The sequence below is a fragment of the Agromyces sp. CCNWLW213 genome (assembly GCF_037199545.1).
GTDB lineage: Bacteria > Actinomycetota > Actinomycetes > Actinomycetales > Microbacteriaceae > Agromyces.
This window is the reverse complement of the sequence record NZ_JBBBDX010000001.1, coordinates 23,475-47,104: the sequence shown is the minus strand read 5'-3', so window position 1 is coordinate 47,104 and position 23,630 is coordinate 23,475. Positions and strand designations below refer to the sequence as shown.

Genomic DNA, 23,630 nt, shown 5'->3' with positions numbered 1-23,630 from the left:
GTAACGTATTCGCTCGTGCACGTTCTCTCGGTCAGTTCCCTGAAGGGCGGCGTCGGAAAGACGACCGTCACGCTCGGGCTGGCGTCCGCGGCGTTCGCCCGCGGCGTGCGCACGCTGGTCGTCGACCTCGACCCGCAGTCCGACGTCTCGACCGGCATGGACATCCAGGTCGCCGGTCACCTGAACGTCGCCGACGTGCTCGCCTCGCCGAAGGAGAAGATCGTGCGCTCGGCGATCGCCCCCAGCGGCTGGGCGCGTTCGAACCCGCAGTCGACCATCGACGTCATGATCGGCAGCCCGTCGGCCATCAACTACGACGGCCCGCACCCGTCGATCCGAGACATCTGGAAGCTCGAGGAGGCGCTCGCCAACGTCGAGGCCGACTACGAGCTCGTGCTGATCGACTGCGCACCGTCGCTGAACGCGCTCACGCGCACGGCCTGGGCCGCGAGCGACCGCGTCGCGGTCGTCACCGAGCCGGGCCTCTTCTCGGTCGCCGCGGCCGACCGCGCCCTCCGGGCGATCGAGGAGATCCGCCGGGGGCTCTCCCCGCGCCTGCAACCGCTCGGCATCATCGTGAACCGCGCCCGCGTCCAGTCGCTCGAGCACCAGTTCCGCATCAAGGAGCTGCGCGACATGTTCGGCCCCCTCGTCCTGAGCCCGCAGCTGCCCGAGCGCACGTCGCTGCAGCAGGCGCAGGGCGCGGCGAAGCCGCTGCACATGTGGCCCGGCGAGAGCGCGGAAGAGATGTCGCACCACTTCGACCAGCTGCTCGAGCGCGTGCTCCGCACCGCGCGGATCGGCGAGTTCGGCGGCGCGCCGCAGCGCCTCGAGATCGACTCCCCCTCGCGCTGACGAACGGACGCCGCGGCCCTCGCGGCGCACTGCGCCGGACGAGCGCGGCCGCGGCCTTCCGACGGGTGCCCGCGCGGGCGCGGCATCCGGTCGGCGGATGACGCCGCGTTACGAGATCTTGCGCGCTGCTCGGCTGCGTCGCGCGGCCAGTTCGTCGACGTGTTCGGTCGCCTGGGTGTCGAGCTCGACGAGGGTCGACTCCACCTCTCGGAGGACCTTGCCCACGGCGATGCCGAACACGCCCTGGCCGCGGTTCACGAGGTCGATGACCTCGTCGTCGGAGGTGCAGAGGTAGACGCTCGCGCCGTCGCTCATGAGCGTGGTCTGGGCGAGGTCGTCGATGCCGGCCTCGCGGAGCTGCGTGACGGCGATGCGGATCTGCTGCAGCGAGATGCCGGTGTCGAGCAGCCGCTTCACGAGCTTCAGCACGAGGATGTCGCGGAATCCGTACAGCCGCTGGGATCCGGAACCGGCCGCACCGCGAACCGTCGGCTCGACCAGCTGCGTGCGAGCCCAGTAGTCGAGCTGGCGGTAGCTGATGCCGGCCGCGCGTGCGGCGACCGCCCCGCGATAGCCCGTGCCGTCGTCGTGCTCCGGCAGGCCGTCGGTGAAGAGCAGGCCGAGGTCGTAGCGTGCTCGTTCGCTCCGATCGAGCTCGGTCATCCCATCGCCCCTCACTGTCGTCGGCGCCGCGGCGGCGCGGATTCCACGCTACCCACGGCGGGCACCCGAGTCGAGGACATCGGGCCGAACGTCACGGCGTGTCGCCGTCAGTCGGACGAACGGCCGAGCGACTGCCGCAGGACGCTCGCGTGCACCGCCGCGAGGTGGCCGGCGAGCTCGCCCGCGCGTTCGTCGTTCCGGGCTCGCCCCGCCGCGTCGCGGCGGCGCTCGGGCGCGATCGCACGGTCGATGAGCGCGGCCTGGCGCTCCGCCGCACCCCGCAGCCCGCGGAGGTGTCGCGGCTCGATCCCGACGCCGCGGAGCGCGGCGAGCGCGCGGAGCAGTTCGAGCGAGTCGTCGCCGTACACCTCGGCCGGGCGGATGAGCGACGCGGCGATCGCGTCGTCGAGCAGCTTCGGCGTCGCGGCGGCCGCCCGCACGAGCTCGGCCCGCGTGTAGCGGTTGGCGGTGGCGCGGACGGTCGCGCCGCTCGCGGCACCGGGAAGGGCCGGGGTCTCACCGCGATCGACCGCCTCGAGGTGCGCGCGGATGACCTTGAGCGGAAGGTAGTGATCGCGCTGCATGGACAGCACGACGCCGAGTCGCTCGATGTCGGCGGGCGAGAACTTGCGGTAGCCCGCCGCGGTGCGCGAGGGCGTGACGAGGCCCTGCTCCTCGAGGAAGCGCAGCTTGGAGGGAGTCAGCTCCGGGAACTCCGGCTGGAGCTTCGCGAGGACCTGACCGATGCCGAACAGCGGCGGGGCGTGGACCTGACGCCGCGTCGCGGCGCCCTCGGTCACCCCGTGCCCGCCGGCGCGAGGTCGCGACGCGACGCGTAGAAGGTGAGCCGGTACTTGCCGATCTGGACCTCGGCGCCATCGCTCAGGAGCGCGGTCTCGATGCGCACGCCGTCGAAGTAGGTGCCGTTCAGGGAATTCAGGTCGCGCACCTCGAACGCGGTGCGGTGCCGGACGAACTCGGCGTGCTTGCGCGAGACGGTGACGTCGTCGAGGAAGATGTCGGCGTCGGGGTGCCGGCCCACGGTGGTGACGTCGGTGTCGAGCAGGAAGCGCGCGCCGGCGTTGGGCCCGCGACGCACGATCAGCAGCGCGGAGCCGGACGGCAGGGCGTTGATCGCCTCCTGCTCGGCCGCGCTGATGTCGGCGTCGAGTGCACTCAGCTGGGCTGCGGCCTCGCGGCTGAAGCCCATCGTCGTGTCGTTCGCACCGCCGAGCTCGTGCGCCGAGGTCGCGGTCGAGGGCTCCCGCTCCTCACCGTTCGCACCGGCCTGGGTCATGTCGGAATCCGCCACCGCTAACCTCCCTGCTCCAGCGTATCGGATGCGGCGGGCCCGGATGCACGCGGGATCCGCACCACCCGCACCGTCTCGATGGCGTAGATGACGCCCGCCCACCAGTAGAGGAACGCACCCCAGAGCGTCACCGCCCAGCCGAGCGGTTCGCTGACCGGCTGCGCGGCCGGGAACGCCAGCCCGAGCATGATCACGGGGACGCCGAAGAACAGCGCGAAGGTCGCCGCCTTGCCGAGCTGGTGCACGGGGAGCGGCCCGTAGCCGTGGTTCGCCAGCACGACGCCGAGCACGAGGAGCATGACGTCGCGGGCGACGATGACCACGACGATCCACCAGGGCACGAGGCCGTTCGCCGCGAGGCCGACGAGCGCGGCGAAGATGTAGAGGCGGTCGGCGGCGGGATCGAGGAGCTGCCCGAGGCGCGTGACCTGGTCGAACCGCCGCGCGAGGTAGCCGTCGAGCAGGTCGGAGAGGCTCGCGACGACCAGGACGACGAGCGCGGCCACGTAGGCGCCGCGGACGACGAGGACGAGGAACACGGGCACCAGGAGCAGCCGCAGCATCGAGAGGACGTTGGGTATCGTCCAGACCTGCGCCCCCACGCTCCGTCCCGCCACGTCTCGATCCTAGCGATCGCCACCCGGTCGCACGCGTGCCCGCAACGCCGGCCAGGCCTCGGCGAATCGCGGATGCAGCGGGAGGAGCTCGACGTCGTCGATGGGGGTCCACCTCAGGGCGATGCTCTCGGGGTCCGTCATCCGGGGCTCGAAGCGCTGCACCGCGTCGGCCACGACCGTCGTGTACGACCAGAAGCCGAGGTCGAGCACGCTCTCGAACCGGTGCACGACCAGGCCCGGGGGAAGACCCGTCTCCTCGGTCGCCTCGCGCACGGCCGCGTCGAAGGCCGACTCCCCCACGTGCCGAGCGCCCCCGGGGATGCCCCACGTTCCGCCGAAGTGGCTCCACGCGGCGCGGTGCTGGAGCAGGACGGCGCCCTCCGGGTCGACGAGCAGCAGCCCGGCGGCGCCGAACCGGCCCCAGTAGCGGGCGCCGTCGGGCCCGTGCACCCATCCGTCGCCGCTCTCGCCCGTCATTCCTCCAGCATGCCCGAACCGGGCGGGCCCGTCTCGGTTGGTCCAACTTTCGGTTGTTCCGGGAGGATCGGGCCACTGCTAGCTTCGATCCCACGATCCGCACGGGTCCGCGCACATCGCCCGCAGCGAGGAGGAGGCACGCATGCCGCAGACGACCGAGACCGTCGAAGACGAGGTGGTGCTCCTCGACGAGTCGGGCACGCCGATCGGCCGTGCGCCGAAGAGCGCCGTGCACGGGCCCGACACCGCACTCCACCTCGCGTTCTCCTGCCATGTGGTCAACCCGATCGGCGAGGTGCTCATCACGCGTCGCGCGATCGCCAAGCAGACCTGGCCGGGCGTGTGGACCAACTCCTTCTGCGGCCACCCCAAGCCGGCCGAGCCCCTCCTGCACGCGGTCCACCGGCGCGCGGACTTCGAGCTCGGGCTCGAGATCGACTCGGTCGACCTCGCGCTGCCCCTCTTCCGGTACCGGGCGACCGACGCCAGCGGCATCGTCGAGAACGAGGTGTGCCCGGTGTACGTCGCCACGACGAGCGGCGAACCCGACCCCAACCCCCGCGAGGTGGCGGAGTACCGCTGGGTCGACCCGCGCTCGCTCGCGACGGCCGTGGCCGCGGCGCCCTGGGCGTTCAGCCCCTGGCTCGTCCTCCAGGCCCGCGAACTGGAGCTCTTCCGTGCCTGAACTGCTCGACTCCGCCATCGACGACCAACTCCGCACGTTCTTCGCCGAGGCCCGCGACCGCGCGGGCGCCTACGGCGCGCACTACGCGGCGCTGTGGGAGTCCATCGAGCAGCAGAGCACGGGCGGCAAGCGCGTGCGCCCTCGACTGGTGTGGTCGGCGTACCGCGGGTTCGGCGGCGCGGACCGCGCGATCGCGACGCGGGTGGCGCTCGCCTTCGAACTGCTCCACACGGCGTTCCTCATCCACGACGACCTCATCGACCGAGACACCATCCGACGCGGCGCGCCGAACGTGGCCGGCCGGTTCCGGGCCCGCGCGCTCGAGCACGGCGCGGACGAGCACGCGAGCGGCGTCTGGGCCGAGACAGCGGCGGTGCTCGCCGGCGACCTCGCCCTGAGCCGGGCCCACCGCGAGATCGCGATGCTGCCGATCCCGTCCGACCGCCGGGAGTCGCTCCTCGACATCCTCGATCGCGCCGTGTTCATCTCGGCCGCGGGCGAGCTCGCCGACGTCACGGGCTCGCTGCGAGGCACGACTCCGGCCATCGAGGCCGTCCTCGCGACGCTCGAGCAGAAGACCGCGGTCTACTCCTTCGAGGCGCCCCTCGCCGCCGGTGCGGTGCTCGCGGGCGCCGGGCCCGACGTCGTGTCCGCCCTCTGCCGCTTCGGACGCCTCGTCGGCGTGGCCTTCCAGATCACCGACGACGTCCTCGGCGTGTTCGGCGACCCGTCCGTCACCGGCAAGTCGGCCTCGGCCGACCTGCGCGAGGGCAAGCGCACCGCGCTCATCGCGCACGCGGCCACCACCGCCGCCTGGCCGCGCATCGCCGAGCGGCTCGGCGACCCGACACTCGACGAGGCGGCCGCGGCGGAGCTCCGCGCCGCGCTGCTCGAATGCGGCGCCCGCGAGGCCGCGACCGCGCTCGCCGAGGAGCACGTCACCTTGGCGCGCTACGAGCTGGACACCGCCGACCTGCCGGTCGAGCTCCGCTCCGAGCTCGGCGACTTCGCGCAGCGCGCGATGGAGCGCGTGCGATGAGCCGGCGCTCCGACATGGGCCTGCTCGAGCGGTACACGGATGCCGCGGAGGCCGGTTCGGCGACCGTCATCGCCCGCTACTCGACCTCGTTCGGCGCGGCGGCCAGGCTGCTCGACGCCGACACGCGTCGCCGCATCCGCTCGGTGTACGCGCTCGTGCGCATCGCCGACGAGATCGTCGACGGCGCCGCGGCCGAGGCGGGCCTGACGCTCGAGGAGCTCCACGAGGTGCTCGACGGGCTGGAGGCCGACACCGAACGCGCGATGGACCGCGGCTACTCGGCGAACCTCGTCGTCCACGCCTTCGCGAAGGTGGCGCGCGAGACCGGCTTCGGCGTCGAGCTCACCCGGCCGTTCTTCGCCTCGATGCGGCGCGACCTCGATCCGGCGCAATTCGCGCCGGACGAGATCGCACCGTACATCCACGGCTCGGCCGAAGTCGTGGGGCTCATGTGCCTCGCCGCATTCCTCGTCGACGAACCGGTCGACGACGCGCGACGCGCACGACTCGAGCGCGGTGCCGTGCACCTCGGCGCGGCGTTCCAGAAGATCAACTTCCTCCGCGACCTGGCCGTGGACTGGCGCACGCTCGGACGGAACTACTTCCCGGGCGTCGACCCGGAGGCGTTCACCGAGGAGGACAAGACCGTCATCCTCGACGACATCGACCGCGACCTCGACATCGCGCGGAACGCGTTGCCGGAGCTGCCGCGACGCGCACGGTCCGCGGTCGCCGCCGCGCACGGGCTCTTCGCGAGCCTGACGGCACGCTGCCGGTCGACCCCGGCATCCGACATCATGGCGACGCGGATCCGCGTGCCCGACGGCGAGAAGCTCGCCATCGCGGTCCGGTCCGCACTGGGCACGGGAGGGAACAGGCGATGATCGGCGCATCCGAGCGCATCGTGGTGATCGGCGGAGGCATCGCCGGGCTGGCGACCTCCGCGCTGCTGGCACGTGACGGGCACCGCGTCACCCTCCTGGAGGCTCGCGACGAGCTGGGCGGGCGGGCCGGCCGGTGGGAACGGCACGGGTTCCGGTTCGACACGGGGCCGTCGTGGTACCTCATGCCCGAGGTGTTCGACCACTTCTTCCGCCTGTTCGGCACGAGCGCCGCAGAGGAGCTCGACCTCGTCCGCCTCGATCCGGGCTACCGCGTGTACGCCGAGGGGTTCGCCGACCCCGTCGACATCCGTCCCACCCGGGCCGAGAACGTCGCCCTGTTCGAGTCGATCGAGCCGGGCGCCGGGCGCGCGCTCGAGCACTACCTCGACTCGGCGGAATCGGCCTACGACATCGCGCGTCGCCGATTCCTCTACACCAACTTCGACGACCCGCGCGAACTGCTCACCGGCGAGGTGCTCCGGCAGTCGGGGCGGCTGGCCAAGCTGCTCATGACCCCGCTCGACCGCTTCGCCGGCCAGGCGGTGCGCGACCGCCGGCTGCGGCAGGTCCTCGGGTACCCCGCGGTGTTCCTCGGGTCGTCGCCGGATGCCACTCCGGCGATGTACCACCTGATGAGCCACATGGACCTCCAGCAGGGCGTGTTCTACCCGCAGGGCGGGTTCGCCGAGCTGATCGACCGGATCGCGGCGGTCGCCCGCGCTGCGGGAGTCGAGATCGTGACGGGCGCCCGGGTGGAGTCGATCGAGCTCTCCGGCGACGCGAAGCCCGCGGTCGCCGGCGCACGCTTCCGCGACGCATCGGGGCGCACCGTCGTCGCACCGGCCCATCGCGTCGTGTCGGCGGCCGACCTGCACCACACCGAGACCGAGCTGCTGCCCCGCCAGGCGCAGACCTATCCCGAGTCGTGGTGGCGGCGGCGCACGTCCGGGCCGGGGGCCGTGCTCGCGCTCCTCGGCGTCCGCGGCGAGGTGCCCGGCCTGACGCACCACACCCTGTTCTTCACCGAGGACTGGAAGCGCAACTTCGGGGCGATCTTCGGGTCGGACCCGCACGTGCCGGACCCGGCGTCGTTCTACGTGTGCAAGCCGAGCGCGACCGATCCGACCGTCGCACCCGAGGGCGACACCAACCTGTTCATCCTCATCCCCGTTCCCGCCGACGTCGCGATCGGAAGCGGCGGGCTCGACGGCGCGGGCGACCGCCTCGTCGAGGAGACGGCCGACCGGGCGATCGCCCGCATCGCCGAGGTCGCCGGGGTGCCCGACCTCGCCGAGCGCACCGTCGTGCGGCGCACCATCGGCCCGGCCGACTTCGCCGACGACCTCAACTCGTGGCAGGGCGGCGCGCTGGGACCGGCGCACACGCTCCGGCAGAGCGCGTTCCTCCGCGGCACGAACGCGTCGCGACGTGTCGAGGGCCTCTACTATGCGGGCGGGTCGTCGGTGCCGGGCATCGGCCTGCCGATGTGCCTCATCAGCGCCGAGAACGTACTGAAGCGGGTGCGCGGCGATCGTTCCGCGGGCCCGATCGCCGAGCCCGCGGCATCCGACGCCCTCGAGTCGGCCGGGCCGGGCGCGACGCTCGCATGACGGCATTCGCCTACCTGGCGGGACTGCTCGTCGTGATCGGCTGCATGGCCCTCATCGACGCGCGCTGGCGGCTGGTGTTCTGGCGGGCGCCGATCGCGGCGGCCGTGACGATCGGCGTCGGCCTCGCCTTCTTCCTGCTGTGGGATGCCGCCGGGATCGTGCTGGGCGTGTTCTTCCGCGGCGACTCGAGCATCGTGACGGGCATCGAGCTCGCGCCCGAGCTGCCGCTCGAGGAGCCCGTGTTCCTCTTCTTCCTCTGCTACCTGACCCTCGTGCTGGTCCTGGGGGTCGAGCGGATGCTGCAGGCGAGGGACGACCGCGCCGCGGCATCCGTCGCCGACGCGGGACCCCCGTCGGGAGCGGCGCGATGACGTACGCGCTGATGAGCCTGCCGTTCCTCCTCGTGGCGGTGCTCGCGGCCTGGGCGTGGCGCCCACGCGAGCTCCGCGCGGCCCGACGCCGCCGCATCGCGACCCTCGTGGCCGCCGCCGCGCTCGTCGTGCTCACGGCCGTGTTCGACTCCGTCATCATCGGCACCGGGATCGTCGCGTACGATGACGGACAACGCTCGGGCGTCACCATCGGGCTCGCGCCGATCGAGGACTTCCTCTATCCGATCGCGGGCGTGCTCCTGCTGCCGGCCGCGTGGCGGGTCGCGGTCCGCCGGTGGCCCGGGCGTTCCGCGCCGGCCGCGGCCGGCGACGGCATCGAGCACACGGAGGGACGAGGATGACCGGCATGGAGGCGACGCGCACCGCGCGCGGCACGCGCCACGCGATCGGCCAGGTCGTGCTCTCGTCGCGGCCCGTCAGCTGGATCAACACCGCGTTCCCCTTCGCCTCGGTTTACCTGCTCACGACCGGTGCGGTCGACGCGCTGCTCGTCGTCGGCACGCTCTTCTTCCTCGTGCCGTACAACCTGCTGATGTACGGCGTGAACGACGTGTTCGACTACGAGTCCGACCTGCGCAACCCGCGCAAGGGCGGTGCCGAGGGCGCGCTGCTCGACCCGGGGCTGCACCGGGCGGTGGTGTGGGCGGGCGTGATCACGGCGGCACCCCTGCTCGTCGCCATGCTGTGGCTCGCGGGCACGTCGCACCCATCGTCGTGGGCGGTGCTCGCGGTGAGCCTGTTCGCGGTCTTCGCCTACTCCGTGCCCGGCCTGCGGTTCAAGGAGCGGCCGTTCCTGGACTCGGTCACGTCGAGCACGCACTTCGTGAGCCCGGCCGTCTACGGGCTCGCGGTCGCCGGCGCCGAGTTCACGTGGCCGCTCGTCGCGCTCCTCGCGGCCTTCTTCCTCTGGGGCATCGCCAGCCATGCGTTCGGCGCCGTGCAGGACGTGGTCCCTGACCGCGAGGCGGGCATCGCGTCGATCGCGACCGCGTTCGGTGCCGCCGCGACGGTCCGGCTGGCGCTCGCCTTCTGGATGGCGGCCGGTCTCCTGATGCTCGCAACCGAATGGCCCGGGCCGCTGGCGGGGCTGCTCGTGCTGCCCTACCTCTGGGCGGCCTGGCCGTACCGTTCGGTGACGGATGCCGCGTCGGGCGATTCCAACCGCGGTTGGCGCCACTTCATCCTCATCAACTACGCGGTCGGCTTCGCCGTGACGCTCCTCATGATCTGGTGGGCGCTGGTCCGCTGACCTCGTGCGTAGGCTGGCATGATGGCGGACCTCGAGTCGGCGCGCGTGGACGCGTGGTTGTGGGCCGTGCGCGTGTGCAAGACGCGCTCGGCGGCGACGTCCGCCTGCCGGGCCGGACACGTCCGCGTGAACGGGGAACGGGCGAAGGCGGCCCTGCCCGTGCGGCCGGGCGACGAGGTGCGCGTGCGACTGCACGGCTTCGACCGCGTGCTCATCGTGCGCCGTCCTCTCGTGAAGCGCGTGTCCGCCGAGGTCGCCGCCACGGCCGCCGAGGACCGCACGCCGCCTCCTCCCCCGCGCGAGGCGGTTCCCGCCGTGCCGGTCCGCGATCGCGGCAGCGGCCGGCCGACGAAGCGGGAACGGCGCGACCTCGACCGCCTGCGGGGTCGGTGACGCCCACCCGCATCCGGCGTAACCTGAGACCGTGACGAAGGACTTCGCCCACGAACCGGACCTGCGACGCTACATCGTCCGCGTCGACGGCGTGATCGCGAGCGTGCTCGACTACCGCGAGCTCGGCGATGCCGTCGCGTTCGTGCGCACGTTCACCAATCCGCCCTATCGCGGCGCCGGACTCGCCGCCGAGCTCACGCAGTTCGCGGTCGACGACGTCGAGCGCCACAGCGGACGGCGGATCGTGCCCAGCTGCTGGTACGTCGAGCAGTGGTTCGACCGGCATCCGGAGCGCCGCAGCCTGCTCGACCCGCGCACGGCGTGAGACGGCCGCGCGGGATCGCTCCCGCGCGGCCGTGGCTGCCCGTCGGGCGTCCGGGTCTCAGTACCAGTTCATGGCCTGCGAGTGACCCCAGGCCGCGCAGGGCGAGCCGTAGCTCGCCGAGATGTACTGCAGGCCCCACTTGATCTGGGTCGCCGCGTTGGTGCGCCAGTCCGCGCCGGCGGTGGCGAGCTTGTCGGCCGGCCACGCCTGCACGATGCCGTAGGCGCCGCTCGACGGGTTCACGGCCTGGTAGTTCCATCCGGACTCCTTGGTCCAGAGCGAGTCGAGGCACTGGAACTGGTCGGCACCCCAGCCGTACTGCGACGCCATGATCTCGCGCGCGGACTGCTTCGCACCCTCGGGGGTGTTCGCACGCGCGGCCGCCGCGGCCGCCGCGGCGCGCTCGGCGGCCTCGCGGTCCTTGGCCTCCGCAGCCTTCATCGCCTCGGCGATGCGCGCCTCGGTCTCGGTGGTGAGCTCGCGCACCTCGTCGAGCGGGAGCGCCTCGTAGTCGCCGAGCGAGGCGACGGATGCCGCGAGCGGCTCCGCATCGACCTTGCCCTCGACCTCGGCGAGGGTGTCCTCCGCGAGCTCGAGCGTGTCCTCGGCCAGGGCGTGCGTCTTCGCCTCCGCGATGCCGGCGTACGCGCCGAGCTGGAGGGTGTCGCGCGCGGCCGCGTCGGTGATGGCGGCGGTGGCCTGCACGCGCTCCTGCTGGGCGAGCGCGGACTGCATGGTGAAGCCGGTGCCGGCGACGAGGCCGACGGCGAGCACGGCGCCACCGGCGACGAACCGGCGGCGGCCGATGCGGCGACGGCGGGCGGCACGGCGCGTGGCGGCGGGGGTGGCGAAGGGGGTCGGGGTCGTGCTGGTCTCGATCTGCTGGGTCTCGTTGCGCATAGGTGGGGGGCGCTCGGATCACAGAGGTCGGGGGCCCTCCGAGCAGGGGCATGGCATCGCCCGGGCCGTCACGGGCCCGGGCGCACAAGTCCCCCACCCTTCCGCATCAGACTGGACGAATCCTCGATTTCGGCTGGGCATCCCATGACCATCCGCGCGAGCGCGCCCATGCCCGCCCGTGCGGCACACTGGACGTGTGCCGGATCCGACCGTCCCCGCCCTCCCGGACGCCGCCGCGCCCTGTCCCTGCCGAAGCGGAGCGCCCTTCGGCGACTGCTGCCGGCCCTACCTCGCCGGCGAGTCCCTCGCGCCCACCGCGGTGCAGCTCATGCGCTCGCGCTACACGGCCTTCGCGGTGCGCGACGCGGCGTACCTCCTCGCCACGTGGCATCCGTCGACCCGGCCGCGCACCCTGGAGCCCGACCCGGCGATCAGGTGGCGTTCGCTCGAGATCGTGCGCACCGAGCGCGGCGGTCCACTCGACCGCGAGGGCGTCGTGGAGTTCGTCGCACGGTACGACGTCGACGGCGAGCGCGGCGCCCAGCGCGAGGTCAGCCGGTTCGTCCGCGACGACCGCTGGCGCTACGTCGATGCACTCGCCTGACCTCCGGGCGACCCGGACGCCGTTGAGAGGGAACCCGAAGCTCGGCACCGTAGCGTGGCATCCGTGACGCCGCTCGACGGAGACCCGACCACCCGCCGCCCCTCGACCCCCATGCTCACCGCACGGGCGCAGCGCTCGCTGGACGCCCTCGACGGCAGCACGCTCGAGGAGATGCGGGCGCTCCGCGACGAGACCGAGCGGTTCATGCAGCGGTACAAGTTCGGCATGGACGAGGTCATCACGAAGCTGTCGATCCTGCGCGAGGAGTTCAGCCAGGCGCACGCCTACAACCCCATCGAGCACATCTCGAGCCGCCTGAAGTCCATCGACGGCGTGGTGGACAAGATGCGGCGGAAGGGCGTCGAGCCGACGTTCGACGGGATCCGCGAGACGATCACCGACATCGCCGGGGTCCGCGTGACGTGCAGCTTCGTGTCGGACGCGTACCGGCTCGCGGAGCTGCTCACCGCGCAGGCCGACGTGCACGTCCTCGAGGTGAAGGACTACATCGCCCGGCCGAAGGAGAACGGGTACCAGAGCCTGCACCTCATCGTCGAGGTGCCGGTGTTCCTCTCGAGCGGCGAGCATCCGGTCGCCGTCGAGGTGCAGATCCGCACGATCGCGATGGACTTCTGGGCGAGCCTCGAGCACAAGATCTACTACAAGTACGACCGGCGCGTGCCGGGCGAGCTGGTCGAGCAGCTGACGGATGCCGCGCGGACGGCCGCCGAGCTGGACGCGCGCATGGAGCGCCTCCACCGGACGGTCCACGGCGTGCCGCACACGCGGACGACGCCCAGGCACGTCTGACCGGGGACGGACCGGGAGCGAGCGCCGCCGCTCCCGGGTCGCCGGTGCGAGGCGGTCAGTCGGAGTCGGCGTCGTCGCGCCGCGCACGGCTCGGCTGCACGCGCGTGGGCTCCCCCGGCATCTTCGGGAAGTCGGGAGGGAAGGGCAGCTCGGCGAGCCCGTCGTCGAGGTCGCGCTGCCACCACTCCAGCAGGACGTCGATCCGGCCGGGCGCGTCGTGCATGCCCGCCCACGGGTCGCCCCGCTCCGCGAGGCGGGCCGGGACGGTGCGGACGGTGTGCTCCGCGGGGTCGGTCGACTCGAGCTCGTCCCATTCGAGCGGGCAGGACACGGCCGCGTTCGCCAGCGGCCTCGGGCTGTAGGCGCCCGCCATCGTCCGGTCGCGGTTCGCCTGGTTGAAGTCGAGGAAGATGCGCTCGCCGCGCTCCTCCTTCCACCACGCCGTGGTGACGGCCTCGGGCATGCGTCGCTCGAGCTCGCGCGCGAGCGCGATGACGGCGTGCCGCACGTCGAGGAACTCGTGCTCGGCGACGATGGGCGCGAACACGTGGATGCCGCGATTGCCGGAGGTCTTCACGAACCCGGTGAGCCCGACCTCGGCGAGGAGGTCGCGCATCGCGAGCGCCGCGGGCACCGCCTCGGCGAACCCCGTTCCGGGCTGCGGGTCGAGGTCGACCCGGAGCTGGTCGGGCAGGTCGGTCGCGTCGGCGCGGGAGGCCCACGGGTGGAAGACGACGGTGTTCATCTGCGCGGCCCAGACGGCGCCGGCGGGCTCGTCGACGACGAGCTGCGGATGCCGTCGCCCGCTGGGGTAGGCGACCGTCACGTCGCGCATCCACTCGGGAACGCCGCGCGGCGGGTTCTTGGAGAAGAACCGCTCGCCCTCGATCCCCTCCGGGAACCGCTCGAGCGAGACCGGCCGGGCGCCGTTGGCCTCGACGAAGGCCGGCCCGACCGCGACGAGGTACTCGGCGAGCTCGAGCTTGGTGATGCCGGGACCGGGCCAGAGCACGCGCGCCGGACTCGAGATCCGGACGGCTCGCTCGCCGCCCGGTCCGGGGATGTGCAGGGTCACCGCGTCGCCGGCCATGGGCTCGACGCTACCCCTCGCCGCCGACGGTCGGGCTCAGGCGCTCGCCGTGGCGTAGCGCTTGGCGGCCCGTGCGCGGGCCTTCGCCGCCTCGATCTCGCGGTCCTTGGGCGGCGCCGAGGTCACGAGGTGGTCGAGCAGGTGCTGCGTGGCGTGCGCGACGGCCTCCACGGCCTCGTCGAACGCCGCCTGGTTGGCCCGCGACGGATGCGTCGAGCCGCTCACCTTGCGGACGTACTGCAGCGCGGCGGCCCGGACCTCGTCGCTCGTGGCGGCCGGTTCGAAGTTGTGGAGGGGATGGATGTTCCTGCACATGCGGGGAGCCTAACCCCGGGCACCGCCCGCGTCGAGGGGTCGCGGACCGCCGTCTCCCGGCCGTCGAGGCCGTCGAGGCCGTCGAGGCCGTCGAGGCCGTCGAGGCCGTCGGTCGCGGCTCTACTCGGGTCGCGCCCCAGCGTCAATCCGGTGGACGCGTCGGCGCCCGGTGCCTAGCGTGTGCCGTGACGGCCGCCGCGCCCCGCGGAGCAACGGTCGCGACGAAACGGAGTGAGCATGGCCGAGATCCGATCCGAGGAGCCGCTCGAGGGCGAGTACACCGACTCCGAGCTGCCCGCCGACGCGGTGCTCCCGAAGGACGACGCCGACGTGAACGACGGCGACTGGAGCGGCGACGAGGACGCCGTCATCGTCGAGCGGACCGACACCGTCATCGTCGAGGACGAGGGCGAGTACACCGACACCGACTTCGACGCCGACCGTCGTCGCGACGGGATCTGAGTCCCCGGCGTCAGGAGCTGCGCTGCCGGGCGTGCGCGCCGGGATCGTGCACGCCCGGCAGGGCGTCGCGGGCCGCCGCCACCTCGGCGGCTGCATCCGCGGCGCGTCGCTCGGCGCGCTTGAGCCGGCGCAATGCGGGCGACGCCGCCCCGTAGCGGGCCGCGACCCGGTCGGTCTCGTCATCGACCCCGGTGACGATGTACGCGCTCGCGAGCAGCACCACCTGGCTCGAGAGGTTGAGCCAGATCAGCAGCGCGATCAGCGAGCCGAACGAGGCCAGCAGCGGGTTGTTCGCGGCGCCGCCCACGAAGAGCCCGGAGAGCACCTGGAGCACGGTCAGGCCCGCGCCGCCGATGAGTGCGCCGACCCACAGGGTCCGGGCTCGAGGGCGGAGGCCGGACAGGATCCGGAACAGCCCGGCGATCACCACCGTGTCGATCACGAAGGTCACGAGGATCGTGAGCGTCCGCGAGCCGGTGTCGAGGAACGCGTCGCCGACCGGGAGGCCGAGCCAGGCGAGCGCGGTGCCGAGCGCGCCCGTGCCGACGACCGTGATCACCGCGGCCACCGCGAGGAGCAGGCCGAAGGCGATCGCGATCGCGAGGTTGCGCAGGAGCGTCCAGACGAAGAAGCGGCCGGGGTCGGGACGTCCGGTGAGCGCGCGCAGCGCCACGTCGAGCGACGAGATCGCGCCGATGGCCGCGCCGAGGACGGCGACGAGCGCGAAGGCCCCGGTGATGCTCAGGGTCAGCGGCTGCACGATGTCGTCGGGATCGATCACGGCGCCCTCGCCGACGAGGCCCGGGATGACGGTGCCCACTGTCGCGACGAGCGCGTCGATCGCGTCTCGGTTCCCGGCCAGCCAGATCCCGGCGATCGCGAAGCCGAGGTAGACGCCCGCGAACACCGAGAAGAGCGTGCGGTAGGTCACCGAGTCGGCCAGGGCAGGGCCGTGCTCCTCCTGGTAGCGGAGGAAGGCGCGGACGGGCTTCGTGCTCATCGCCCACTCCGTCAGGCGGGTGATCCCGGCCCGGATGCCGCCGGGGGCGGGCTCGACGGCCGGCTCGGTGCGCTCGCTCATCCCGTCAGGCTACCCACGCCGCCCGGCCCGGGATCGACACCGCGGCATCGCGTCGGCCGGCCTCGCGCGGGCGGCCGCCCGGCGCGCCTCACTTCGCGCGACGTCGTTCAGCGCGCGCGGCGCGTTTCGCGTGGTTCTGCGCGCGCGCCTCGGCGGTCATCGCCGTGGCGATCGCCTTGGTCTCCCGGACGTCGCCGGTCGCCGGTCGCCACCACCGCACCGAGGGATCGGCGTCGATGAGCACCGCGCGCGCGAGGAGCGTGAGCGGCACTGCGAGGATCGCGCCCACCGGTCCGAGCACGAGCGCCCAGAACAGCACCGAGACGAACGTGATGGTCTCGCTCAGCCGGACGGCGCCGCCGACGACCTTGGGCTGGATGATCGACTGGACCACGGCATTCACCACCGCGTACACCACGATGACGGCGACGACGGTCGGCCACCCGCCCGCGAGCAGGCCGAAGACGATCGGCGGGATGATCGCGATGAAGTAGCCGACGTTCGGGATGAAGCTGCAGATGAACGACAGCAGGCCCCAGAGCAGCGCGCCGGGAACCTGCAGGAGGAGCAGCGCGAGCCAGTTGATCACGCCCTGCGTGATGCCGAGGGCGGTCGTCATCACCATGTACCGCCGCACGTTGGCGGTGAATCCCGTGAGGGCGACGACGAGCGCCGGCCGCCTCGGTTCGAGCTGGCGCAGGATCGCCGGTCCGTAGGTCGCGTCCATGGCCATCAGGATGAGCAGCGTCAGGACGATGACCAGCGAGAACACGATGCCCGTGACACCGCCGAGGAAGCCGGTCGCGATCTCGATCGCGCGCGACGGCTCCAGTCCCCCCACGATCGTCTCCGCCTGCCTCGCGTCGAAGCCGATCGCCTCGAGGCCTGCGGAGAGGCGCTGCACCCCGGCCTCGATCTCGTCGGCGAACTGCGGCAGGAGCGCCGTGAACTGGGCGAGCGCGATGAACAGTGCCGCGAAGAAGCCGCTGAGCAGCGCGAAGACGGCGACGATGGCGCTTCCGGTCGCGAGACCGCGCGGGACGCCCCGGCGCTCGAGGCCCCGCCGGACGGGGTGCACGCAGATGGTGAGGACGAGCGCGAGCAGGACGGGCGCGACGACCCCGCGAGCCGCAGACAGTCCGAACACCACGACCGCCGCCGAGGCGAGGCCCAGCAGGATGACCGTCGCACGCGGCAGCGCGGACTGCGGGGCCGCGGCCCCGGCGGAGGGGTCGTCCTCGACCGGTCGCGAGGAGCCGCCTGCTCGCCGGTGCCACCAGTCGCGCAGCATGCATCCCCCGATCGTCGCGGTGCGCCGGAGCGTTCAGCGGCGCCGACCTCCCTGCGCCGGACGCTAGCACCGCAGGACGCGGTGCCGCGGGACTTCGGTCCCCGTCGTTCAGCGCGTCGCGATCGACGCGGTGGGGGTCCGGACGGCACCCGTCACGCCGGGGAGGGGCCGACCCGGTCGGTGCGGCTGCCGTGCGCGCGCGAGGATCCGCGCCGCGACCGGTTGGCCGAGGAGGACCCCGACGAGGACGAGGGCGAGTCCGACCGACTGCCAGGCGCCGAGCGCCTCGCCGGCGATGAGGACGCCGAGGAGCACGCCCGTGACGGGGTTGAGCAGGCCGATGAGGCCCACGGTGCCCGCCGGCAGGTGCGCGAGTCCGCCGAACCAGGCGACGAACGCGACCGCCGTGGCGATGACCCCGACGTAGGCGAACCCGGCCGCCTCGGCGGGTCCGAGTGCAGGGGGCGCGCCTTCGACGAGCAGGGCCCCGGGAACGAGCATGAGCCCGCCGGCGATGAGCTGCCATGACGTGACGGCGAGCACGTCCGTACCGTCGCGCCACCGCCTGGCGAGGACGTATCCGAACGACGACAGCAGCATGGCCGCGACGGATGCCGCCACGCCGAGCGGGTCCACCGGAGCGGCATCCGTCGCCAGGAGCAGCACGACCCCGACCAGGCCGAGTCCTGCGCCGACCAGCGGGACGGCGCGCAGGCGCTCCCCCGCGAGGATCCACGCCAGGAGCATCATGACCACGGGCGAGACGGCCATGACGGTCGACGCGAGGCTCGTCGGGAGCAGCTGCGCCACCAGGTAGATCAACGCGAAGAAGACGCCCACGTTGAGCGTGCCGAGCACGACGGATCGCCACCACCACGCCCCCCGAGGCATCCGGGGTCGAAGGGCCAGCAGGACGAGCCCGGCCGGCAGGGCCCGCAGGACGGCGCCCCAGAGCGGCACGTCGGCGGGCAGCAGCTCCCGGGTCACGAAGTAGGTGCTGCCCCAGGCCACGGGGGCGATCACGGTGAGGAGCGCCCGGCGCCAGATAACTTCCATGGAAGACAGTATAGCTTCCTTGGAAGATAAGATCGGACCATGACCTCACCGACGGGCGCCCCGGTCGACCACGTGGCCCGCATCATGTCCGAGTGGCGCCGCGAACGGCCCGACCTCGACGTCTCGCCGCAGGGCGTCATCGGCCGGTTGCACCGGCTCGGCAACGCCCTCACGGACGAGCTGGTGACGGTCTACACGCGCTTCGGCCTGGCCGAGGGCGAGTTCGACGTGCTCGCGACCCTGCGGCGCGTCGGCGCGCCCTACGAGCGCACGCCGGGCGACCTGGCCGCCTCGACGATGGTCACGAGCGGCGCGATGACCAAGCGCATCGACCGGCTCGAGCAGCGCGGCCTGGTGACGCGACGCGTGAGCGACACCGACGGGCGCGGCCGCGTCATCGCGCTGACCGCCGCCGGACGCGAGCTCATCGACGAGTGCATGACCGCGCACATGGCGAACGAGCACCGCCTGCTCGCCGCGATCGACGCGGACGAGCGGGCGGTGCTCGAGAAGGTGCTCATCCGGTGGCTGTCGGCGTTCGAGGGGCCGACCGCGACCGGATGAGCCGGGGGGTCAGTACCAGCCGACCGACACCGAGTGCGACCACGCGCCGCACGGGGTGCCGTAGCGACCGGAGATGTAGCCGAGGCCCCACTTGATCTGCGTGGCGGCGCTGGTCTGCCAGTCGGCGCCGGCGGTGCTCATCTTGCTGCCGGGAAGGGCCTGCGGGATGCCGTAGGCGCCGCTCGAGGGGTTGGTCGCGTAGACGTTCCAGCCCGACTCCTTGTTCCAGAGATCGACGAGGCAGCCGAACTGGTCGCCGCCCCAGCCGTACATCGACGACATCAGGTCGCGTGCGATCGCCTGCGCGCCGCTCGGGTTGGCGGGACCGGACGGGTACGAGGGCGTGGCCGACTCCGCCGATTCGGCGGCTTCGGCGGCGGCCTTCTCGGCAGCGGCCTTCTCGGCGGCGGCCTTCGCCGCGGCGGCCTTCTCGGCAGCGGCCTTGTCGAACGCCGCGATCTCGGCCTTGACCTCGTCGGCGTGCGCGGCGGCGACGTCGACGAGCTCGAACACGCGCTCGGGCGCGAGGTAGGTGTAGTCCTCGAGCGTCGCGACGGTCGAGGCGAGCTCGGCGGCATCCGCCTTGCCCTCGGCCGCGGCGAGCGTGTCGCCCGCGACCGTGAGCGTGTCCTCGGCGGACTTCACGGCCTGCGCCTCGAGGATGCCGCCGTGCGCGTCGAGTTGCTCGACGCCGCGGTTGTGCGCCTCGGCGAGCGCGGTCGTCTCGGCGATGCGGGCGTTCTCGTCGGCGACGGCCGTCTGGAGCGCGAAGCCCGATCCGACGAGGGCGCCCACGGCCACGACGGCGCCGGAGGCGAGGAGCGCCCGGCGGCTCCGCCGCACGCTCCGGACGCGCGAGCGCGTCGATTCGAGGTCCTCGGGGGTGGGGGTCTGGGGGGCGATGGGGGATGTGGTCTCGTTGCGCATAGATTTCACGTGTCGGCGCGCGTGCTGTGCCTCGCGCGTCGAGGTTCCTGTCGTCTCGGTGCAGTCAGATGGGGGGTCGCCGGGGCGAAGCGGCCAGTCTGCATGCACTTCCTCCACGGGTCGTGCCGGTTTCCTGTGAAAGTCGTCAAAGGTCTCGATATTTCCTCACGACTCGTGCAGCCCGGATCACCTCCCGGCGTGCGAGAAATCCGGGTAGCCCTGCCACTCCCCCGGCCCGTGCGAGCGGACGAAGGCGAGGTGCACGCGTTCGCACGCGCCGCGCAAGGTGGTCGCCCAGCCGAGCAGCCGGCCCTCGAACTCGGCGCGATATCGGACGTCGCCGTCGACGCGGACGATCGTCACGCGACCGTACTCGCGGCCCGTCGAATCGATCAGGCGCCACCGGCCCGGTTCGGGTTCGTCGGCGGCGAGGATCGGATGCCAGGTGGCCAGTGCTGCTCCCTCCAGAGCGCCCCGGCCGGCGTGACTCCCATGGTACGCCGCCGACCCGACGGACTCAGCGGCCGGCCCGGACGACCCCGCGCTCCGACCGCGGCCGCGATCGGACGGCCCGCCGGTACCACCGGTACCACGGGAACTCCGCAGGCCAGTGCGACACGATCGAGTGCATTCCGCGGCGCAGGCGCAGCATCCGGTCGCCCCGCAGCGCGCGGATCGACACGCCCATCGTCAGCGCCCGGTCGTAGCGGATGCGGCGGCGCGGGCCCAGGTGCACCGAGAGGTCCATGTCGTCGTGCATGAGCGGGTCGTGCCGGTGCACGCGGTCCCGCACCTCAAGCCAGTCGGAGCGCCGAGCGGCGAAGTTGGACCCGAAGAGCGGAACGTGCCCGAGCGCGGGCGTGACGGTGGCGAAGTAGCTGCCCAGGTAGGCGAACGCGAGCGGACGACGCCATCGCTCGGGACCGTCGATGAAGGTCGCCGGGCCCGTCACCGCGGCGAGCCCGGGGTCGGCGGCGAAGGTCGTCGCGATACGCGCGATCCAGTCGGGGGGCGGGACGGAGTCGGCGTCGAGTCGCGCGACGATCTCGCACCGCGCCTCGTCGAACCCGCGCGCCGAGGCGGCGGGGATGCCCGGCTCGGATTCGGACACGACGCGTGCGCCGGCCGCACGGGCGACCTCCGCCGACTCGTCCGTCGAGCCGTTGTCGACGACCACGATCTCGTCCGGGCGGACCTCCTGGGCGGCGAGCGCCGCGAGGCACCGTCGAAGCACGTCGGCGTCGTCCTTGACCGGGATCACGACCGACACGGTGGGAGCGGGTGCGGGCATGGCTCCATCGTGCCCCACGCGCGGATGCCGCCGGCAGGGGGTTGCACGCCGTCCCGTCCGAGGCGGTCAGCCCGGCGAGCCGGCGGCTCGCCGGGTGTGGCCGCGCGCATGCGCGACCGCCGCACCGAGGTCGTCGAAGAGGTGGTTCCGATGCCGGAGGGAGGCGATCACGCCCACCCGCGTCGCGAGCTCGAGGTGCCGACCCTGGATGCCCTTGACGAGCACCGTGACCCCGCGCCGCTCGAGCGCGTGGATGAGCTCGGTGATCACCTGCGCCCCCGTGGCGTCGAGCAACTGCAGCTGCGACATCCGGATGATGACGACGTCGACGTCGCGCAGCGCGCCGACCCGCTGGAGCATGCGCTCGGCGGCGCCGAAGAAGAGCGCGCCCTCGAGCCGGAACAGCGCGACGCGCTCGTCGCCCGGCCGGGCCGGGCCCGGCAGCTCCTCGCGGTGCACGCCGCTCGAGCGCGCGACCGCGCGCAGGGCCAGGAACGCGGCCACGGCGACGCCCACGAGGACCGCGGTGATGAGGTCGACGCTCACGGTCACCACGGCCGTGCCGAGGAACACCGCGGCGTCGGCCCGGCTCGCGCCCACGACGGTGCGTACGGTCGTGAGCGAGATCATGCGCGTGGCCGTCACCATGAGCACGCCCGCGAGGGTGGCGAGCGGGATGGCGCCGACGGCCGCCGCACCCGCGGCCACGACGCCCGCGAGGAGCACGGCGTGCACGATCGCCGCGAGTCGCGTCCGGCCGCCGGAGCGAACGTTCACCGCGGTCCGGGCGATCGCGCCCGTCGCGGGCATCCCGCCGAAGAACGCGGAGGCGAGGGACGCGAGGCCCTGGCCGACGAGCTCCCGGTCGGCGTCGTACGGTCCCGTGTCGGCGAGGGTCGCCGCGACCCGCGCGGACAGCAGCGACTCGATCGCGGCGAGCGCCGCGACCGTCGCCGCGGGCAGCACGAGTGCGCCGAGCGTTCCGAGGTCGATCGCGGGGAGCACCGGCGCGGGCAGCCCCGAGGGCAGCGCGCCGATGGTCGGGACCGGCGCTCGGGCGAGCGCGGTGACCGTCGTGACGGCGAGGATCGCGAGGATCGATCCGGGCACGAGCGGGTGCAGATGGGGGGCCAGGAGCATGATCGCCGCGACGACGAGCACGACCGCGAGTGCCCACGCGGCGTCCGGCCAGGACGCCCGTGCCACCGCGTCGAGGGCGCCCACGACGGCGTTCGCCCCTTCGGTCGCGGACACGCCGAGCGCCGAGGGCACCTGCTGCAGGAAGATGATGACGGCGATCCCGAGGGTGAAGCCCTCGATGACGGGCCAGGGGATGAAGGTCACGGCGCGACCGAGCCGGAGGACGCCCGCGGCGAGCACCATCGCGCCCGCGAGCACGCCGACGATCGCCAGGGCGCCGGTGCCGTGGGCCGCGATGATGGGGGCGAGCACGACCACCATCGCCCCGGTGGGGCCCGAGACCTGGACGTTCGATCCGCCGAACACGGCCGCGACGAGGCCCGCGACGATCGCGGTCACGAGTCCGCTCGCCGCGCCGGCGCCCGAGCTCACCCCGAAGGCGAGGGCCAGCGGCAGCGCGACGATCCCGACGGTGAGGCCCGCGACGAGGTCGCCCCGCCAGGTGCGCCGGAGGTCGCGGTAGTCGGCGGCGGCCGGCAGCAGCGTGCGGATGGCGCGGCCCATGCGCCGCACGCGCGCGGCGCGGCTCATGCGCGGGCCGGGTCGGTCGCGGCATCCGTCGTCGCGGTGGTCGCCGCCGTGGGCAGGTCGGGCAGCCCGGACTGCTCGACGAGCTGCCGTTCGGTGGTGGCGAGGATCTCGGCGAGGAGGCCGCGGGCCACGCGCAGCAGGTCGGCGACCTGCGGGTACGCCAGGCGGTAGAGCACCTGGTTGCCGCGCCGCTCGGCGGTCACGAGCCGGTAGTTGCGGAGCACCGCGAGGTGCTGCGAGAGGTGCGACGCCTCGAGCCCGGTCGCCTCGAGGAGTGCGGACACCGGCGTGTCGTCGTCGGGCGCGGCGGCGAGCACCTCGAGGACCCGCACGCGCAGCGGGTGGGCGAGGCCCTTGAAGAGGTTCGCCTTGACTTCGTAGAGCGGACGGCTGGCGTCGGTGAACACGCGGACTCCCCGATGGATTGACGGATCCATCAATCCATTATGCCCGCCGCACGCGCCGGCTCGGCATACGCACGCGCGAGGTCGTCGACCGTCGCGTGCGCGTTGAGCCCGCTCGGGTTCGGCACCACCCACAGCTCCGCGCCGCCCAGCCGTTCGTCCTGCCGTCCGGCCCGCGCCGTGGGCCGGTCGAAGCCCTGCCGGTAGGCGGTGAGCCCCACGACCGCGACGACGAGCGGATGCCACCGCGCGACGTCCGCCTCGAGCCTCGCCGCGCCCTCGCGCAGCTCCCGCCGGTCCAGCTCGTCCGCCCGGGCCGTCGCCCGGTGCACCAGGTTCGAGATCCCGATGCCGGCGTCGAGGAACATGCGCCGGTCCTCGTCCGTGAACCCCTCGGCGAAGCGCGGCATCCGCGGGATGATGCCCGCCGCGACCAGGGCGGGATGGAACCGGTTGCCGGGATGGGCGAAATGGGTGCCGGTGGCGGCGGTCCACAGTCCCGGGTTGATGCCGACGAACACGAGCTTCGGGTGTTCGGGCATCAGGTCGTCGACGCTCCGCCCCCGGAACGACTCGAGCTCGGCGCGCGTGAATCCCATGACC

The 23,630-nt window shown here is 73.1% G+C and carries 31 protein-coding genes; 14 read left to right on the top strand and 17 right to left on the bottom strand.

The features are described from left to right. Positions 1–15 precede the first annotated feature (15 nt). Entirely contained in the window at positions 16–855 is an 840-nt protein-coding gene (locus WBQ80_RS00290) for a ParA family protein (protein ID WP_336572755.1), read from the top strand. A 108-nt stretch (positions 856–963) separates the two neighbouring features. On the opposite strand, the gene WBQ80_RS00285 is transcribed toward WBQ80_RS00290, so the two are convergent. From WBQ80_RS00285 to WBQ80_RS00265, 5 genes are all read right to left on the bottom strand, one after another. Next, complete coding sequence (locus tag WBQ80_RS00285; protein WP_336572754.1) at positions 964–1,518, bottom strand: MerR family transcriptional regulator; 555 nt, start codon at positions 1,516–1,518, stop codon at positions 964–966. A gap of 107 nt (positions 1,519–1,625) precedes the next feature. Further along, positions 1,626–2,318: a transcriptional regulator FtsR gene (gene ftsR / locus WBQ80_RS00280; RefSeq protein WP_336572753.1), complete on the bottom strand. Its 693-nt coding sequence runs from the start codon at positions 2,316–2,318 to the stop codon at positions 1,626–1,628. After that, positions 2,315–2,815: an FHA domain-containing protein gene (locus WBQ80_RS00275; protein WP_442892720.1), complete on the bottom strand. Its 501-nt coding sequence runs from the start codon at positions 2,813–2,815 to the stop codon at positions 2,315–2,317. The genes ftsR and WBQ80_RS00275 overlap by 4 nt, the downstream gene beginning before the upstream one ends. Before the next feature lie 17 nt (positions 2,816–2,832). Beyond that, positions 2,833–3,447, bottom strand: a complete 615-nt coding sequence (locus WBQ80_RS00270; RefSeq protein WP_336572752.1) for a CDP-alcohol phosphatidyltransferase family protein — start codon at positions 3,445–3,447, stop codon at positions 2,833–2,835. A gap of 9 nt (positions 3,448–3,456) precedes the next feature. Then, positions 3,457–3,924, bottom strand: coding sequence for an NUDIX hydrolase (locus WBQ80_RS00265; protein WP_336572751.1), 468 nt, complete (start codon positions 3,922–3,924; stop codon positions 3,457–3,459). A 142-nt stretch (positions 3,925–4,066) separates the two neighbouring features. Here WBQ80_RS00265 and idi point away from each other — a divergent pair, with 142 nt between their 5' ends. The 9 genes from idi to WBQ80_RS00220 are packed head-to-tail and all read left to right on the top strand — an operon-like array spanning position 4,067 to position 10,501. After that, positions 4,067–4,609, top strand: coding sequence for an isopentenyl-diphosphate Delta-isomerase (gene idi / locus WBQ80_RS00260; RefSeq protein ID WP_336572750.1), 543 nt, complete (start codon positions 4,067–4,069; stop codon positions 4,607–4,609). Next, positions 4,602–5,648, top strand: a complete 1,047-nt coding sequence (locus WBQ80_RS00255; protein ID WP_336572749.1) for a polyprenyl synthetase family protein — start codon at positions 4,602–4,604, stop codon at positions 5,646–5,648. The genes idi and WBQ80_RS00255 overlap by 8 nt, the downstream gene beginning before the upstream one ends. Beyond that, positions 5,645–6,532, top strand: a complete 888-nt coding sequence (locus WBQ80_RS00250; RefSeq protein ID WP_336572748.1) for a phytoene/squalene synthase family protein — start codon at positions 5,645–5,647, stop codon at positions 6,530–6,532. The genes WBQ80_RS00255 and WBQ80_RS00250 overlap by 4 nt, the downstream gene beginning before the upstream one ends. Next, positions 6,529–8,142 (top strand): phytoene desaturase family protein, encoded by a 1,614-nt coding sequence (crtI, locus tag WBQ80_RS00245; protein WP_337282431.1) that lies wholly within the window; start codon positions 6,529–6,531, stop codon positions 8,140–8,142. The genes WBQ80_RS00250 and crtI overlap by 4 nt, the downstream gene beginning before the upstream one ends. Further along, a complete protein-coding gene (locus tag WBQ80_RS00240) occupies positions 8,139–8,513 on the top strand; it encodes a lycopene cyclase domain-containing protein (RefSeq protein ID WP_336572745.1) in 375 nt (124 codons plus the stop codon). The genes crtI and WBQ80_RS00240 overlap by 4 nt, the downstream gene beginning before the upstream one ends. Beyond that, entirely contained in the window at positions 8,510–8,875 is a 366-nt protein-coding gene (locus WBQ80_RS00235) for a lycopene cyclase domain-containing protein (protein ID WP_336572744.1), read from the top strand. Before WBQ80_RS00240 ends, WBQ80_RS00235 begins: the two co-directional genes overlap by 4 nt. A gap of 5 nt (positions 8,876–8,880) precedes the next feature. Further along, positions 8,881–9,783 carry a prenyltransferase gene (locus WBQ80_RS00230; protein WP_337282430.1) on the top strand — a complete coding sequence of 301 codons (903 nt, stop codon included), beginning with the start codon at positions 8,881–8,883 and terminating at the stop codon, positions 9,781–9,783. 21 nt (positions 9,784–9,804) lie between these two features. Continuing rightward, positions 9,805–10,176 (top strand): RNA-binding S4 domain-containing protein, encoded by a 372-nt coding sequence (locus WBQ80_RS00225; RefSeq protein ID WP_336573456.1) that lies wholly within the window; start codon positions 9,805–9,807, stop codon positions 10,174–10,176. 31 nt (positions 10,177–10,207) lie between these two features. Beyond that, on the top strand, positions 10,208–10,501 hold the full coding sequence (locus WBQ80_RS00220; RefSeq protein ID WP_336573457.1) for a GNAT family N-acetyltransferase: 294 nt from the start codon (positions 10,208–10,210) through the stop codon (positions 10,499–10,501). A gap of 57 nt (positions 10,502–10,558) precedes the next feature. On the opposite strand, the gene WBQ80_RS00215 is transcribed toward WBQ80_RS00220, so the two are convergent. Then, on the bottom strand, positions 10,559–11,401 hold the full coding sequence (locus WBQ80_RS00215) for a hypothetical protein (RefSeq protein ID WP_336573458.1): 843 nt from the start codon (positions 11,399–11,401) through the stop codon (positions 10,559–10,561). 196 nt (positions 11,402–11,597) lie between these two features. On the opposite strand from WBQ80_RS00215, the gene WBQ80_RS00210 reads away from it, so the two are divergent. Together WBQ80_RS00210 and WBQ80_RS00205 are read left to right on the top strand one after the other, a co-directional pair. Further along, entirely contained in the window at positions 11,598–12,005 is a 408-nt protein-coding gene (locus tag WBQ80_RS00210; RefSeq protein ID WP_336573459.1) for a YchJ family protein, read from the top strand. Positions 12,006–12,116: 111 nt separating this feature from the next. Beyond that, positions 12,117–12,815 carry a GTP pyrophosphokinase gene (locus WBQ80_RS00205; protein WP_442892732.1) on the top strand — a complete coding sequence of 233 codons (699 nt, stop codon included), beginning with the start codon at positions 12,117–12,119 and terminating at the stop codon, positions 12,813–12,815. Positions 12,816–12,870: 55 nt separating this feature from the next. On the opposite strand, the gene ligD is transcribed toward WBQ80_RS00205, so the two are convergent. Then, on the bottom strand, positions 12,871–13,905 hold the full coding sequence (gene ligD / locus WBQ80_RS00200) for a non-homologous end-joining DNA ligase (protein ID WP_336573460.1): 1,035 nt from the start codon (positions 13,903–13,905) through the stop codon (positions 12,871–12,873). Positions 13,906–13,941: 36 nt separating this feature from the next. Further along, positions 13,942–14,220, bottom strand: coding sequence for a DUF2277 domain-containing protein (locus WBQ80_RS00195; protein ID WP_336573461.1), 279 nt, complete (start codon positions 14,218–14,220; stop codon positions 13,942–13,944). A gap of 237 nt (positions 14,221–14,457) precedes the next feature. On the opposite strand from WBQ80_RS00195, the gene WBQ80_RS00190 reads away from it, so the two are divergent. Beyond that, positions 14,458–14,682, top strand: a complete 225-nt coding sequence (locus tag WBQ80_RS00190; protein WP_336573462.1) for a hypothetical protein — start codon at positions 14,458–14,460, stop codon at positions 14,680–14,682. A 10-nt stretch (positions 14,683–14,692) separates the two neighbouring features. Here the strand turns inward: WBQ80_RS00190 and WBQ80_RS00185 are convergent, their stop codons facing one another. The 3 genes from WBQ80_RS00185 to WBQ80_RS00175 all read right to left on the bottom strand — a co-directional run bounded on the left by WBQ80_RS00185 (position 14,693) and on the right by WBQ80_RS00175 (position 18,110). Then, entirely contained in the window at positions 14,693–15,763 is a 1,071-nt protein-coding gene (locus WBQ80_RS00185; protein WP_337282429.1) for a YihY/virulence factor BrkB family protein, read from the bottom strand. A gap of 88 nt (positions 15,764–15,851) precedes the next feature. After that, positions 15,852–17,054 carry an AI-2E family transporter gene (locus WBQ80_RS00180; RefSeq protein ID WP_336573465.1) on the bottom strand — a complete coding sequence of 401 codons (1,203 nt, stop codon included), beginning with the start codon at positions 17,052–17,054 and terminating at the stop codon, positions 15,852–15,854. Between the two features lie 108 nt (positions 17,055–17,162). Next, positions 17,163–18,110, bottom strand: coding sequence for a DMT family transporter (locus WBQ80_RS00175; RefSeq protein ID WP_336573466.1), 948 nt, complete (start codon positions 18,108–18,110; stop codon positions 17,163–17,165). A gap of 39 nt (positions 18,111–18,149) precedes the next feature. Between WBQ80_RS00175 and WBQ80_RS00170 the strand changes: the two genes are divergently transcribed. Next, positions 18,150–18,674 carry a MarR family winged helix-turn-helix transcriptional regulator gene (locus WBQ80_RS00170; protein ID WP_336573467.1) on the top strand — a complete coding sequence of 175 codons (525 nt, stop codon included), beginning with the start codon at positions 18,150–18,152 and terminating at the stop codon, positions 18,672–18,674. A gap of 9 nt (positions 18,675–18,683) precedes the next feature. Here WBQ80_RS00170 and WBQ80_RS00165 read toward each other — a convergent pair whose 3' ends face one another. The 6 genes from WBQ80_RS00165 to WBQ80_RS00140 all read right to left on the bottom strand — a co-directional run bounded on the left by WBQ80_RS00165 (position 18,684) and on the right by WBQ80_RS00140 (position 23,626). After that, positions 18,684–19,601, bottom strand: a complete 918-nt coding sequence (locus tag WBQ80_RS00165) for a hypothetical protein (protein WP_336573468.1) — start codon at positions 19,599–19,601, stop codon at positions 18,684–18,686. Positions 19,602–19,787: 186 nt separating this feature from the next. Next, positions 19,788–19,964 (bottom strand): hypothetical protein, encoded by a 177-nt coding sequence (locus WBQ80_RS00160; RefSeq protein WP_336573469.1) that lies wholly within the window; start codon positions 19,962–19,964, stop codon positions 19,788–19,790. A 154-nt stretch (positions 19,965–20,118) separates the two neighbouring features. Further along, on the bottom strand, positions 20,119–20,892 hold the full coding sequence (locus WBQ80_RS00155) for a glycosyltransferase family A protein (RefSeq protein WP_336573470.1): 774 nt from the start codon (positions 20,890–20,892) through the stop codon (positions 20,119–20,121). 66 nt (positions 20,893–20,958) lie between these two features. Further along, the gene (locus tag WBQ80_RS00150; RefSeq protein ID WP_442892731.1) at positions 20,959–22,623 is read right to left on the bottom strand and encodes a SulP family inorganic anion transporter; all 1,665 of its coding nucleotides are present in this window, start codon (positions 22,621–22,623) and stop codon (positions 20,959–20,961) included. Beyond that, positions 22,620–23,060 (bottom strand): ArsR/SmtB family transcription factor, encoded by a 441-nt coding sequence (locus tag WBQ80_RS00145; RefSeq protein WP_336573471.1) that lies wholly within the window; start codon positions 23,058–23,060, stop codon positions 22,620–22,622. Before WBQ80_RS00145 ends, WBQ80_RS00150 begins: the two co-directional genes overlap by 4 nt. Beyond that, positions 23,060–23,626, bottom strand: a complete 567-nt coding sequence (locus WBQ80_RS00140; RefSeq protein WP_336573472.1) for a mismatch-specific DNA-glycosylase — start codon at positions 23,624–23,626, stop codon at positions 23,060–23,062. The genes WBQ80_RS00145 and WBQ80_RS00140 overlap by 1 nt, the downstream gene beginning before the upstream one ends. Positions 23,627–23,630 lie beyond the last annotated feature (4 nt).

Bases quoted from the DNA above. Each gene is read 5' to 3' on its own strand.
- idi (WP_336572750.1), top strand. From the start codon at position 4,067: ATGCCGCAGACGACCGAGACCGTCGAAGACGAGGTGGTGCTCCTCGAC.
- WBQ80_RS00165 (WP_336573468.1), bottom strand. From the start codon at position 19,601: ATGCGCAACGAGACCACATCCCCCATCGCCCCCCAGACCCCCACCCCC.
- WBQ80_RS00185 (WP_337282429.1), bottom strand. From the start codon at position 15,763: ATGAGCGAGCGCACCGAGCCGGCCGTCGAGCCCGCCCCCGGCGGCATC.
- WBQ80_RS00195 (WP_336573461.1), bottom strand. From the start codon at position 14,220: ATGTGCAGGAACATCCATCCCCTCCACAACTTCGAACCGGCCGCCACG.
- WBQ80_RS00235 (WP_336572744.1), top strand. From the start codon at position 8,510: ATGACGTACGCGCTGATGAGCCTGCCGTTCCTCCTCGTGGCGGTGCTC.
- WBQ80_RS00205 (WP_442892732.1), top strand. From the start codon at position 12,117: ATGCTCACCGCACGGGCGCAGCGCTCGCTGGACGCCCTCGACGGCAGC.
- crtI (WP_337282431.1), top strand. From the start codon at position 6,529: ATGATCGGCGCATCCGAGCGCATCGTGGTGATCGGCGGAGGCATCGCC.
- WBQ80_RS00145 (WP_336573471.1), bottom strand. From the start codon at position 23,060: ATGGATCCGTCAATCCATCGGGGAGTCCGCGTGTTCACCGACGCCAGC.
- WBQ80_RS00175 (WP_336573466.1), bottom strand. From the start codon at position 18,110: ATGGAAGTTATCTGGCGCCGGGCGCTCCTCACCGTGATCGCCCCCGTG.
- WBQ80_RS00240 (WP_336572745.1), top strand. From the start codon at position 8,139: ATGACGGCATTCGCCTACCTGGCGGGACTGCTCGTCGTGATCGGCTGC.
- WBQ80_RS00190 (WP_336573462.1), top strand. From the start codon at position 14,458: ATGGCCGAGATCCGATCCGAGGAGCCGCTCGAGGGCGAGTACACCGAC.
- WBQ80_RS00140 (WP_336573472.1), bottom strand. From the start codon at position 23,626: ATGGGATTCACGCGCGCCGAGCTCGAGTCGTTCCGGGGGCGGAGCGTC.
- WBQ80_RS00170 (WP_336573467.1), top strand. From the start codon at position 18,150: ATGACCTCACCGACGGGCGCCCCGGTCGACCACGTGGCCCGCATCATG.
- WBQ80_RS00150 (WP_442892731.1), bottom strand. From the start codon at position 22,623: ATGAGCCGCGCCGCGCGCGTGCGGCGCATGGGCCGCGCCATCCGCACG.
- WBQ80_RS00215 (WP_336573458.1), bottom strand. From the start codon at position 11,401: ATGCGCAACGAGACCCAGCAGATCGAGACCAGCACGACCCCGACCCCC.
- WBQ80_RS00180 (WP_336573465.1), bottom strand. From the start codon at position 17,054: ATGCTGCGCGACTGGTGGCACCGGCGAGCAGGCGGCTCCTCGCGACCG.
- WBQ80_RS00155 (WP_336573470.1), bottom strand. From the start codon at position 20,892: ATGCCCGCACCCGCTCCCACCGTGTCGGTCGTGATCCCGGTCAAGGAC.
- WBQ80_RS00230 (WP_337282430.1), top strand. From the start codon at position 8,881: ATGGAGGCGACGCGCACCGCGCGCGGCACGCGCCACGCGATCGGCCAG.
- WBQ80_RS00285 (WP_336572754.1), bottom strand. From the start codon at position 1,518: ATGACCGAGCTCGATCGGAGCGAACGAGCACGCTACGACCTCGGCCTG.
- WBQ80_RS00250 (WP_336572748.1), top strand. From the start codon at position 5,645: ATGAGCCGGCGCTCCGACATGGGCCTGCTCGAGCGGTACACGGATGCC.
- WBQ80_RS00275 (WP_442892720.1), bottom strand. From the start codon at position 2,815: ATGACCCAGGCCGGTGCGAACGGTGAGGAGCGGGAGCCCTCGACCGCG.
- ligD (WP_336573460.1), bottom strand. From the start codon at position 13,905: ATGGCCGGCGACGCGGTGACCCTGCACATCCCCGGACCGGGCGGCGAG.
- WBQ80_RS00265 (WP_336572751.1), bottom strand. From the start codon at position 3,924: ATGACGGGCGAGAGCGGCGACGGATGGGTGCACGGGCCCGACGGCGCC.
- WBQ80_RS00225 (WP_336573456.1), top strand. From the start codon at position 9,805: ATGGCGGACCTCGAGTCGGCGCGCGTGGACGCGTGGTTGTGGGCCGTG.